10 protein-coding genes and 1 other annotated feature are annotated in these 12,698 nt (G+C 43.1%); of the genes, 7 read left to right on the top strand and 3 right to left on the bottom strand.

Annotated features, from left to right (window positions below; genetic code table 11):
* The first annotated feature begins 303 nt into the window (after window positions 1-303).
* Complete coding sequence (gene sltY, locus Xhom_RS44415; RefSeq protein WP_069316898.1) at window positions 304-2,223, top strand: murein transglycosylase; 1,920 nt, start codon at window positions 304-306, stop codon at window positions 2,221-2,223.
* 56 nt (window positions 2,224-2,279) lie between these two features.
* Complete coding sequence (gene trpR, locus Xhom_RS44420; protein ID WP_069316899.1) at window positions 2,280-2,600, top strand: trp operon repressor; 321 nt, start codon at window positions 2,280-2,282, stop codon at window positions 2,598-2,600.
* A 253-nt stretch (window positions 2,601-2,853) separates the two neighbouring features.
* On the opposite strand, the gene yjjX is transcribed toward trpR, so the two are convergent.
* Window positions 2,854-3,381 (bottom strand): inosine/xanthosine triphosphatase, encoded by a 528-nt coding sequence (gene yjjX, locus Xhom_RS44425; RefSeq protein WP_069316900.1) that lies wholly within the window; start codon window positions 3,379-3,381, stop codon window positions 2,854-2,856.
* A 55-nt stretch (window positions 3,382-3,436) separates the two neighbouring features.
* On the opposite strand from yjjX, the gene gpmB reads away from it, so the two are divergent.
* A complete protein-coding gene (gpmB, locus tag Xhom_RS44430; RefSeq protein WP_069316901.1) occupies window positions 3,437-4,084 on the top strand; it encodes a 2,3-diphosphoglycerate-dependent phosphoglycerate mutase GpmB in 648 nt (215 codons plus the stop codon).
* Here gpmB and robA read toward each other — a convergent pair.
* Window positions 4,081-4,962 (bottom strand): MDR efflux pump AcrAB transcriptional activator RobA, encoded by an 882-nt coding sequence (gene robA, locus Xhom_RS44435; protein WP_069316902.1) that lies wholly within the window; start codon window positions 4,960-4,962, stop codon window positions 4,081-4,083. The two genes, gpmB and robA, sit on opposite strands and share 4 nt — an antisense overlap.
* Window positions 4,963-5,666: 704 nt before the next feature.
* On the opposite strand from robA, the gene creA reads away from it, so the two are divergent.
* A complete protein-coding gene (gene creA / locus Xhom_RS44440; protein WP_069316903.1) occupies window positions 5,667-6,143 on the top strand; it encodes a protein CreA in 477 nt (158 codons plus the stop codon).
* A gap of 174 nt (window positions 6,144-6,317) precedes the next feature.
* On the opposite strand, the gene arcA is transcribed toward creA, so the two are convergent.
* Window positions 6,318-7,034 carry a two-component system response regulator ArcA gene (arcA, locus tag Xhom_RS44445; protein ID WP_038238609.1) on the bottom strand — a complete coding sequence of 239 codons (717 nt, stop codon included), beginning with the start codon at window positions 7,032-7,034 and terminating at the stop codon, window positions 6,318-6,320.
* 689 nt (window positions 7,035-7,723) lie between these two features.
* Window positions 7,724-7,843 (top strand) — a sequence feature (Thr leader region).
* 24 nt (window positions 7,844-7,867) lie between these two features.
* Here arcA and thrA point away from each other — a divergent pair.
* Genes thrA through thrC form a run of 3 tightly spaced genes read left to right on the top strand, consistent with a single transcriptional unit; the run spans window position 7,868 to window position 12,554 of the window.
* The gene (gene thrA, locus Xhom_RS44450; protein WP_069316904.1) at window positions 7,868-10,327 is read left to right on the top strand and encodes a bifunctional aspartate kinase/homoserine dehydrogenase I; all 2,460 of its coding nucleotides are present in this window, start codon (window positions 7,868-7,870) and stop codon (window positions 10,325-10,327) included.
* Complete coding sequence (gene thrB / locus Xhom_RS44455; protein WP_069316905.1) at window positions 10,309-11,259, top strand: homoserine kinase; 951 nt, start codon at window positions 10,309-10,311, stop codon at window positions 11,257-11,259. Before thrA ends, thrB begins: the two co-directional genes overlap by 19 nt.
* 2 nt (window positions 11,260-11,261) lie before the next feature.
* On the top strand, window positions 11,262-12,554 hold the full coding sequence (gene thrC / locus Xhom_RS44460; protein WP_069316906.1) for a threonine synthase: 1,293 nt from the start codon (window positions 11,262-11,264) through the stop codon (window positions 12,552-12,554).
* Window positions 12,555-12,698: the final 144 nt, after the last annotated feature.

The following is a 12,698-nucleotide window of genomic DNA, read 5'->3' as shown; positions in this document are numbered from 1 at the left end:
CTCTGGGCGGAACGTCCTTTTATGAATAGCATCGCCGTTCCAATCTGTCGATTGTATTCACTGAGGGATGGAATACAAATAGGTTTATCTACTCTCTTATAAAATAAACACTTTTACAGCCCCTTCCTTATTAGCACGTATTAGTTGTGATCAATCACATCAATAATATGCTTATAATTACATGGTATTTTAGCCATACCCAGTAGATTTCAGGTTGTAGCCAACCAAGCGGAAACTTGAAAAATAGGGGGTATATGCATTTTGGCATGATAGTAGAATCATCTTCTGGAGAGGTGTGTGGCAATGAGTAAGTGGCAGCATTTTGCAATAGCTGTAAGTCTGGTTTTTGTTGTTGTGGGAGCAGCTCATGCTGATTCGCTAGACGCACAACGTCAACGATATCAAGAAATAAAACAGGCTTGGGATGCCAAAAATAGAGAGGAAATTGCACGTCTAATGCCCACGCTGCAAAAGTATCCTCTCTACCCTTATCTTGAATATCGTCAATTAACTCAGGATTTGGCAATAGTTACCCCTGAACAAGTTCAACACTTTATTGATAATTACCCGACTCTGCCACTAACACACTCGCTGAAACTTCAATTTATCAATGTACTGGCAAAAAATGGCGACTGGCACAACCTTTTAACCTTCTCCCCCAATCCCCCAAATTCAGTTGCCGAACGTTGCCATTACTACTTCGCCCAATGGGCCACTGGTCACCAGCAGGTTGCGTGGCAAGGAGCTGAGAAAATTTGGCTCAGCGGCAGTTCATTACCTGACAGTTGCAATCAACTCATTAATGTTTGGGAACAATCTGGATATTTGTCTGCAAATTTAATTTTGCAGCGTCTTGAATTGGCTATGAAAGAAAATAACGTTCCACTCGTTAGCTATCTTGCCAAGCGATTGCCATTAAATTATCAGAAGTTAGTCTCTAGTTTGGTAAAACTACAACATGATCCTGAATTAGTTGAACAATTCGCAACCACCACGGCTCCAACAGATTTCACCCGCTCGGTCGTTATCACCGCCTTTCAGCGTTTCGCCCGCAAAGATGCCAAATTAGCCAGAATAACTATTCCAACACTGGTGCGAATGCAGAAAATGAATGACTCCGAACAGCAGCAATTAAAAGAGTTCATTGCATGGCAATTAATGGGAGATGTCACACCAGAACAAGCAAAGTGGCGAGATGAAACTATCCGGGATTCACAATCGACTAAATTGCTTGAGCGACGTGCTCGTTTGGCTTTGAGGGATGGCGATTATACTAGCCTTGATGGCTGGCTGGCGCTACTGCCCAAAACGGTCTTGCAAAATGATGAATGGCAATATTGGAGTGCCATTATTCTGCTCAATCAAGGAAAGACCACAGAAGGAAATGCAATATTGCGTAACCTAACCAAGCACCGTGGTTTTTATCCCATGGTAGCCGCTCAGAAATTGCATATAACTTATCCTCTGAACATTAATAAAGCCAAAAGACCCGATATGACCATTGCTGGTATGCCGGAAATTAAGCGCATCCAAGAGTTGTTGTATTGGGATATGGAGAGTCTGGCACGTTCGGAGTGGGTTCGCTTAGTGGCCTCACAAAATCCATTGACGCAGGAACAATTGGCGCGTTATGCGTTTGAACAACATTGGCCCTCGCTTAGTGTGCAAGCTACTATTACGGGAAAAATGTGGGATCATCTTGAAGAACGTTTCCCGCTGGCATGGAAAAACGAGTTCGCAAACTTTACAGCAGACAAAAATATTTCCCAAAGTTATGCAATGGCAATTGCTCGTCAGGAAAGTGCGTGGGATCCGCAAGCCCGCTCTTCTAAAGGAGCCAGTGGGCTAATGCAAATCATGCCTAAAACCGCCGAACATACGGTAAAGACGAATAAAATTCAGGGCTATGCCAGTAAAAATCAATTAATGAACCCAATTATGAATATTAAAATTGGCACCGCTTATCTGGATTCGGTTTACCAGCGTTTTGACAATAACCGTATTCTTGCCAGTGCCGCCTATAATGCAGGGCCTACAAATGTTGATCGTTGGCTGGCTGATACCTCTGGACACCTTGATCCGATTGCCTTTATTGAAAGCATCCCTTTCAATGAAACACGCAATTATGTCAAAAATGTTCTTGCCTACGATATGTTCTACCATAATTTTATGGGGAAAATATCTAACGTACTGACCGATACCGAATGGCAAAGACATTATTAATTTAGGATGCATGTATGATATGCTGCTGTACTAGTTAAATAGTATGGTGGCTTTTTATGGCACAAAATCATTTGATTGATCCGGCGATTTCCCCGGAAGATGGTGATGACTGGTTCACTTTTGTAAAGTTATTGCAAAACGCATTTGAAGAAAATTTGCAACATTCTATTTTGCAGCTATTATTGACCCCCGATGAACGTACCGCTTTATCAACCCGAGTTCGGATTATTCAGGAATTGATGCGTGGAGAAATGAACCAACGCGAACTGAAAAACGAGCTAAGTGTGGGTATCGCAACAATCACTCGTGGTTCGAACAGCTTAAAAATAGCGCCAGCTCATGTTAAAGCATGGTTGGAAGCGCAGTTATTAAAATAACTGCTATTAAATAATTACATTAAGTCGTGCAAATAACGGCTTAAATAGCCAAGCGGGGTCATCATGTTATGACCCCAAACGGCTTACTTGTATACCCAATGGATTTCGAGTTGCAGCTCGACAGCAAGGGAACGAATCCCCAGTAGCATAGCTAACTATGTCTAACTATGTGCTAACCTATGTAACTGGGGTGAGTAAACGTAGCCAACAAAGCTGCAACTTGAAAGACGGCGGGGATAAACAGCCGTTAAAGTTAATTATTAATATCCTTGTAAATTTCATGATGAATAGGTACAAGAGCCAATATCAGAGCTTGATGATAAACGCTGGTGCGAGTCAGAATGCCGTTGGTAAAAAAACCGATTGCCCCCCCTTTTTGCTTGATATTATCAATGCCAGTGACTTCAGCCATTTCATGGCCAAGTTCTCGTCCTTCGCGAATACCTTCCAATACTTTTTCAGGAAGCATAAGACTCGCAGAACGCGACTCTCCCCGAATTTGTTTATGCTCAATCACCATCCAGGCAAACGTCATGTCATCTTCAATTCCAGCTTCAACCCCAACCCAGAAGTCAGCTTCAGGCCGGACTTGACGGGCAGCCATAACACGATGGCGGGCACCTGTTCGGGTTTCGGTATTGCCAATAGGCTGTTGAGGTACACTGCTATCTACATTGACATCTTCTATGTGGTAAGTGCCCGAGCCAAAAACATCATCGAATGCAAGGCTAATCGCTTTTATTTTCGCAGGGTTAGTTGTTGCCGCAATAACATGATACATAATAAATAAATTATCCTTTGAACTATTTCACGATGCAGTATAACGGAAAATACATATGTTACAGGTCTATCTTGTTCGTCATGGCGAAACCGAATGGAACGTGGCTCGCCGCATTCAGGGCCAATCTGACAGTCCTTTGACTGAAATTGGCTTGCGTCAGGCTCACTTGGTAGCGCAAAAAATCAAATCAGAAAACATTACCCATGTTATCACCAGTGATCTTGGCCGAACACGCCAAACCGCAGAGATCATCGCCAAAGCCTGTGGGTGTGACGTAATATTGGAACCACGTTTGCGAGAATTACATATGGGGATTTTGGAAAATCGCGAACTAAACTCCCTCTCCCCCGAAGAAGAATCTTGGCGTAAAAGTCTCGTCGATGGTACACCAAATGGACGTATCCCAGAAGGTGAATCGATGAATGAATTATCTATCCGTATGCGAGCTGCACTGGATAATTGCCTCAATTTACCGGCTGGCAGCCGCCCACTGCTCGTAAGTCATGGTATGGCACTTGTCTGTTTGGTCTGTTCAATTCTGGGGCTTCCTGCCAATTCAGAACGTCGTTTAAGGCTGAGAAACTGTTCTATCTCACGAGTCGATTATCAAAATAGCCCATGGCTAGCTTCAGGCTGGATCGTTGAAACAGCAGGCGATATCACACATCTGAATATGCCCGCTTTGGATGAATTACAAGGCTAACGCTCAATTGGGATGAGGTACTCAAATTCCATCACATGGCTTTGAGACTCATCCTCGATATTTTTCCAGTCGAGATTAGTGAGATAGTATCGCTCGATATCATATCCCTTTCTGCGAGTAACATTTAATCTAGGCAAGCAAGTACCATAAATGGTAAAGAGAAACTCTTGTAATTGTTCTTTATTACCAAAATAACTGAACGAAATATAGTCCCCCCCAGGCAAGACGACTGGGCTACTACCTTTAGTATCAAAGACGGCATATTCCGGCTCTATTGCTGTGGTATAGAAAACGGTTTGCTCTTCTTCATGCTCATGACTGAGGATAGTATGATGTAACCCATAAAGTCTGGGTGGTAATACTTCCGCATGCTGTAGATAGTTAATCCAAAAGTTTTGCCGCATGCCTGTGCAAGCAGTTAGCCACTCTTCCAACATATAGCTACACGAGTGCTCAGTGCCAATCAATATTTTATCTTCCAACGTAATATATTTGTGTGTTGGCAGAGGCTTGTTATCCAGCAAGATAGGAGGGCATATTCCTTTTGCACACCATTCTTCACTTCGGCGATAAGATGCGGGCGTTCGATCAAACTGTTTTTTGAAAGCCCTTGTGAAAGTTTGTTGAGAATCAAAACGATATTGCAAAGCAATATCCAGAATAGGTCGACTGGTTAAACGTAATGCAACAGCAGCTCGAGATAATCTTCTCGCGCGGATGTAAGAGGCAATTGCCTGACCAGTCACATCCTTAAACATACGCTGCAAGTGCCACTTAGAATAACCTGCTTTTGCTGCAACATTATCGAGCGATAGTGGACGGTCTAAGTTATTATCCAGCCAATGCAGCAAATCTCGAATGATGTTGGTTTGATCCATACATCTCCCTAAGTCATCAAGACAAAAAGAAAAATCAGAAAATGTAAAACAACTTACTTTGTTGAAAAAACATTTTTCTGTACACATATGTTACGTAGCTTGATAGATAAGCAATACCTATCATTCTTCAAAGATAACAATATGGATTTTTCATCCTCCAGATTACCTGTTACTCAGGCATATTGTGGGTTTTACATTTTAAGATACAGTCCTTGCTTCCAAGCGTAATAGAAATATTTTTATACTATTACTTAGGGTTAATTACTTTATTTATTGCCACATAATTTATTGCCGCACACAGAATGCGACTAGCACTATATAGTGGGCATATTAAATATTGCTTAAATAATTAATTAACTTTGTTTCATCAATGTTATCAATCAGATCACAGATATAATAAAACAAGATAAAACTTGGAATAAGTTAATGGGAAACTTAATAATAAGTCAAGTACTGTCTTTCAAAACCACACAACCACATGAAAATATTAAAAATAAAAATTCCCTTCATTATATTACATGCGCTGTTAAAGACTATTTATTAGCCTACTATCTCATGCAACTCGAAACCTATTAGGTATATAATGGCATGGCTTTTCGTTATGTATATTCATGATGAAAATGGTTTTACCGCAACCATTTACTTGCATTATATGTTAATGGTGGATATTTTCACTGCATTTATTTAATTCATATGGACTAAATATGGTAACAATCAAGAAAATAGTGGTAGCAGCTACCTTACTCTTTTCTCCTGTGCTTCTGCATGCTGAAGAGATTGGCTCTGTTGATACCGTGTTCAAATTTTTTGGCCCTGATAACAAAATAGTAATAGAAGCCTTTGATGACCCCGATGTTAAAAATGTCACCTGCTATTTGAGCAGAGCTAAGACAGGAGGTATTAAGGGCGGTTTGGGATTGGCAGAAGACACATCAGACGCTGCTATATCCTGTCAGCAGGTTGGCCCGATTGAATTGGCAGATAAGATTAAGACATCCCCCAAGAAAGGACAGGTCGTCTTCCAGAAACGTACTTCTCTGGTGTTTAAAAAACTTCAAGTTGTACGATTCTATGATAATAATCGTAATTCATTGATTTACCTAACTTATTCTGACAAAGTGATCGATGGTTCTCCTAAAAACGCGATTAGTGCCGTGCCAATTATGCCGTGGAAAAAGTGATTGAACCACGAAATAGACCGACTGTTAAACTATCGTCCAGTAGGCAATGTCTGTTAAATTAAAAAGAAAAGCCCTGATGTTGTAAAACATTCGGGCTTTTTAGCTGATACTAAAACTCTTTCACTACATTAGTATTAAAGAATATCAGTATTAAAGAATGAGTATCAAAGAGGTTTAGTCTTCTAAATCACCACAGAAGCGATAACCTTCACCGTGGATAGTCGCAATGATTTCTGGAGTATCCGGTGTCGATTCGAAGTGTTTACGAATACGGCGGATAGTCACATCAACAGTACGATCGTGAGGTTTCAGCTCGCGCCCTGTCATTTTTTTCAGCAATTCTGCACGAGTCTGGATCTTTCCAGGATTCTCACAGAAATGGAGCATCGCGCGGAACTCACTACGTGGCAGTTTGTACTGATCACCCATTGGGCTAACCAAAGAGCGGCTATTAATATCCAGCTCCCATCCATTGAACTTATAGCTTTCAACCTGACGACGTTCTTCACCTGAATGACTCAGATTCATTGTCCGCGAAAGCAAATTCCGCGCACGGATAGTTAATTCGCGCGGGTTAAATGGCTTGGTGATGTAATCATCAGCACCAATTTCAAGCCCAAGAATTTTGTCCACCTCATTGTCACGGCCTGTCAAAAACATCAGCGCGACATTTGCCTGCTCACGTAATTCACGGGCAAGAAGTAACCCATTTTTACCTGGTAGATTGATATCCATAATAACTAAATTAATATCGTTATCTGACAGAATATTGTGCATTTCCGAACCGTCAGTCGCTTCATAAACGACATACCCTTCAGCTTCAAAAATGCTTTTCAGGGTATTGCGTGTGACAATTTCGTCTTCAACAATCAAAATGTGCGGGGTTTGCATGGTTGCTACCTAAAATCGCTAAAAAACAGAATCTGTATGGCATAAGCTGTTATTATTAAAAGAAAAACATACTGATTTTGTTCTGAATGACAGAAAACCAGCTCATGTCCAAAATAAACGTTTTGATATGTTTTACGCTAAAAGCCAGCGTCGCTTTTTTGGAGGGGACATACCCGAAGAACCCGTTTTAAATAACGGTCCTATAGTAGTCTATTAACAGCAAGATAACAGCTAGTAATGCATTTACCCTCTAAAAAAACTAACTTTTGTTGATACATATCAAAATCAATTGTAGCACGTTAACATTAATTGTAATTGTTAATTTCAATCAAGGCCATTTGTTATTTATTTGAAATAAATATGTTAACAATCGTCATGGTATCTTGAATGCCTGATTGAACCAGCCCGGCACTCAACCGTCCAGACATACATGTTTTTATCATAAAGATAAAACAATTACAAAATATGTTTTTTATAAAATTAAATGCTAGAAAATAAGCTCAAAAACCAGATAATGAGTTGGTCATTTTGTTATATTTTGAATAATTACAATACGGAAAATGACGTTTTTTTCTGCTATCAGCAGAAAAAATATTTGACACCGACCACAATTTACTTTAACCAATAGGGGGTCAAATGAATCCAAAAAAGACAGACAGGAAATTATGCAACAAATCAGCCTGAAAAAAATGGTTACAACAAAAACCACCACTACGATTACCACCGGAACAACGAGTAGCGGTGCGGGCTGACGCATATACATAAAACAATAATAAGCCCGTATCCCACAAGATACGGGCTTTTTTTTGGTCAGAAATCAGGAGAGAACGTTAATGCGAGTACTGAAATTTGGGGGCACCTCGGTCGCAAATGACCAACGGATGCTGAGTGTTGCGGATATCGCCGAAAATGAGTTGCAATTGGGGCAAGTCGCCTTGGTACTCTCTGCACCGGCAAAGATAACAAACCACTTAGTGGCAATGATTGAAAAAACGGTTGCAGGGCAAGACATCATTTCCAATATGAACGATGCGAGCCAAATCTTTGCTGATTTGTTATCGGGACTGAAAGAGCAACAAGCTGGATTCGATTTTGAACGCCTGAAAGGAATAGTCGAGCGTGAATTCGCCAACCTGAAACAGACTCTGCACGGTATTTCCTTATTAAGGTATTGTCCAGACAGCATTAACGCATCCCTGATCTGTCGTGGCGAAAAGCTGTCAGTTGCCATCATGGAAGCGTTATTACAGGCTCGCGGCCACAAAGTCACTGTCATTGACCCCGTCAACAATTTGTTAGCACATGGACATTGCCTTGAGTCCACTGTTGATATCCATGAATCGACTAAACGGATTGCTAGTCTTAACATCCCTGCTGATCATATTATCCTGATGCCGGGCTTCACCGCGGGTAACGAAAACGGAGAATTAGTCGTACTGGGACGCAACGGTTCTGATTATTCAGCAGCTGTTCTGGCGGCATGTCTACGCGCAGATTGCTGTGAAATCTGGACTGATGTGGATGGCGTTTATACTTGTGATCCAAGGGCAGTCGCAGATGCTCGCTTGCTGAAAAGCCTGTCGTACCAAGAAGCCATGGAGTTATCTTACTTTGGTGCCAAAGTTCTCCATCCCCGTACCATCGCCCCTATCGCCCAATTTCAAATCCCTTGTCTGATAAAAAACACAGCTAATCCTGACGCCCCTGGGACCTTCATTGGCAATGGACAAAAAGATGAGAACATACCGGTCAAGGGCATTACTAACCTGAATCACATGGCAATGATCAATGTTTCCGGCCCTGGTATGAAAGGAATGGTTGGCATGGCTGCCCGGATATTTTCCGTGATGTCCCGCGAAGGCATTTCCGTTGTGTTAATTACGCAGTCTTCGTCAGAGTACAGCATCAGTTTCTGTGTGCCGCAAAAAGAGTTAGCAAAAGCGCAAAAGGCGCTGACAGAAGAATTTTATCTGGAATTGAAAGATGGCGTACTTGATCCCATCGACATAATAGGCAATCTTGCCATTATCTCGGTTGTTGGGGATGGTATGCGTACCCAACGAGGCATTTCGGCCCGCTTCTTCTCGGCGTTGACACGTGCCAATATCAATATTGTTGCCATTGCACAGGGTTCTTCTGAACGTTCCATTTCCGCTGTCATTGAAAATGATACGGCAACCACCGCTGTTCGACTCTGCCATCAAATGTTATTCAACACCACTCAAGTCGTAGAAGTCTTCATGGTCGGTGTCGGTGGCGTGGGTGGCGCTTTGATTGAACAAATCCGTCGCCAGCAAGTATGGCTCAAACAAAAACACATTGAACTACGCGTTTGTGGTATCGCTAATTCCAGAGCCTTATTAACAAATATGCAAGGTATCAATCTGGATAACTGGCAGCAGGCACTCTCAGAAGCGAGCGAACCGTTCAGCCTGAGCCGTCTGATCCGCCTTGAAAAAGAGTATCATCTCCTGAATCCGGTCATCGTAGACTGTACCTCTAATCAATCGATTGCGGAACAATATGCTAGTTTCCTCAGTGACGGCTTTAACGTTGTCACACCGAATAAAAAAGCCAATACCTTGTCGATGGACTATTACCACCAAATTCGTCAGGCGGCAGAAAAATCTAAACGTAAATTCCTGTATGACACTAACGTCGGGGCTGGGTTACCTGTTATCGAAAATTTGCAGAACCTGCTCAATGCGGGAGACGAGTTGGTGCAGTTCAGCGGAATTTTGTCTGGTTCGCTATCCTACATTTTCGGTATGCTGGATGAAGGTATAACACTTTCACAAGCGACTTTACTGGCAAAAGAAAAAGGCTTTACCGAGCCTGATCCACGGGACGATCTTTCCGGTATGGATGTTTCCCGTAAGCTATTGATTCTGGCACGTGAATCAGGTTATGAACTGGAATTAGACGATATAAACGTTGAGCCAGTCTTACCTGCATTCTTTGACTCAAATGGCGATGTTGACAACTTCCTGCAACGTTTACCGCAATTGGATCAAGAGTTCAGCCAGCGGGTTACCGATGCTGCTGCGCAAGGGAAAGTTTTGCGTTATGTTGGCATGATTGAACAAGGACGTTGTATGGTGAAAATTGTCGCCGTTGATGGCAATGATCCACTATACAAAGTCAAAAATGGCGAAAATGCACTGGCTTTCTACACCCGTTACTATCAACCGATCCCGCTGGTGCTACGAGGTTATGGTGCAGGAAACGATGTGACGGCAGCAGGGGTTTTTGCTGATATATTACGCACTCTGTCATGGAAATTGGGGGTTTAATGGTAGTCAAGGTTTATGCGCCCGCCTCTATTGGGAACGTTGGTGTCGGGTTTGATGTGCTCGGCGCTGCGGTTTCTCCGATTGATGGTTCGTTACTTGGGGATTGTGTTTCCGTAAGCCAAGCTGAACATTTCAGCCTGAATAATCAAGGGCGATTTGTCAGCAAATTACCTGTCGATCCCAAACATAATATTGTCTACCAATGTTGGCAGCTTTTTTGTCATCGGCTGGGAAAAGAACTGCCCGTCGCCATGACATTGGAAAAAAACATGCCGATTGGTTCAGGATTAGGTTCCAGTGCCTGTTCTGTGGTCGCAGGTTTAGTGGCACTGAATGAATATGCTGGCCGCCCATTTGACCGTAACCAATTGCTGACCATGATGGGAGAACTGGAAGGACGCATCTCTGGCGGGATTCACTATGATAATGTCGCACCATGCTATTTAGGGGGATTACAGTTAATCCTGTCTCAGGAAGATCCTCTTTGCTATTCCGTTCCCACGTTTGATGACTGGTTATGGGTGATGGCGTATCCCGGTATCAAAGTATCGACATCAGAAGCCCGTGCGATCCTACCGAAACACTATGCTCGCAGGGACATCATTGATCATGGCCGTTATTTTGCCGGTTTTATCCATGCCTGCCATACCCAACAACCAGAACTGGCCGTCAAATTGATGAAAGATGTTGTTGCTGAACCTTATCGCACACAACTTCTCCCCGGTTTTGCCAACGCACGTGATGCAGTAAAAGAATTGGGTGCTCTGACATGCAGTATCTCAGGCTCTGGCCCGACACTCTTTGCGATTTGTAATAAAAAATCCGCAGCAGAAGAAGTAGCGCAATGGCTGCAACAACATTACGTACAGAATGATGAAGGCTTTGTACACATTTGCCGTCTGGATCACACAGGCGCACGACAGGTAAAGTAACGATGAAACTCTATAACTTAAAAGACAGCAGCGAGCAGGTCAGTTTTTCACAGGCGGTAAAACAGGGATTGGGCAAACAGCAGGGGCTCTTTTTTCCTCAGGAATTACCTGAATTCAGTCGTGCTGAAATTGACGAATTATTAACATTAGATTTCGTCAGCCGCAGCCAGCGGATTCTCTCTGCCTTTATTGGTGATGAGATCCCCACAGAGCAATTGGCAACCCGCGTTAAAAATGCATTTGCCTTCCCTGCTCCTGTCATGAGCATTGAAGACGATGTCGCTTCACTGGAGCTGTATCACGGGCCAACATTGGCCTTCAAAGACTTTGGTGGTCGTTTCATGGCACAAATCCTCGCACAGATTGCGGGAGAACAGCCTGTTACTATTTTGACAGCAACATCCGGTGATACGGGTGCCGCCGTTGCCCATGCTTTCTATGGCTTGAATAACGTACAAGTCGTGATCCTTTATCCCGAAGGCAAAATCAGTCCATTGCAGGAAAAACTCTTCTGCACACTAGGCGACAATATCCACACCGTTGCTATCAAAGGTGATTTCGACGCCTGTCAGTCCTTAGTCAAACAGGCTTTTGATGACGAGGAACTGAAACGCGCCCTGCACCTCAATTCAGCCAACTCAATCAATATCAGCCGACTACTGGCACAAATCTGCTATTATTTTGAAGCCGTTGCGCAGATCCCAGCCGAGAAACGCGACCAGTTGGTCATTTCCGTCCCAAGTGGCAACTTCGGTAATTTAACTGCGGGATTGCTGGCAAAATCGCTGGGGCTGCCAGTAAAACGTTTTATTGCGGCCACCAACGTCAATGACACCGTTCCCCGTTATTTGGCAGAAGGCGCGTGGCAGCCACATCAGACCGTTGCCACGTTATCAAATGCAATGGATGTCAGCCAACCCAATAACTGGCCACGCATCGAAGCACTGTTCCAGCGCAAAGGTTGGGCACTGAGTGAACTGGCAAACGGGGTTGTGGATGACAAAACCACTCAGAGCACCATGCAAGAACTGGCAGCAAAAAACTATATTTCCGAACCCCATGCTGCCGTGGCGTACCGTGTCCTGCGCGATCAATTACAGGAAGGGGAATATGGCCTGTTTTTGGGCACGGCTCACCCAGCTAAATTCAAAGAAAGTGTTGAAGAGATCCTCGGCCAACCACTTCCATTGCCACAAGAACTGGCAGAGCGTGCAGATCTCGCCTTATTATCTGATTTCCTGCCTGCGGATTTTGCTACCTTACGCGAATACCTGATGGAAAGAGCGCCGAAGTAACGTAGTCTGAAATTACTTTAAGAAAAGAACTCAATGCCTGAGACACGATTAAGGTTTTACTAAAAAACAAAATTGTGAAAACCCTCAGGCATATCCATAGATTCGAATATTCTGGTCAGAATTATTCATGGGTAGGAAATGCCA

It is taken from the genome of Xenorhabdus hominickii, assembly GCF_002632725.1.
Lineage (GTDB): Bacteria > Pseudomonadota > Gammaproteobacteria > Enterobacterales > Enterobacteriaceae > Xenorhabdus > Xenorhabdus hominickii.
Note: the sequence above shows the minus strand (reverse complement) of the source record. Positions and strands in the feature narration are given on the sequence as shown.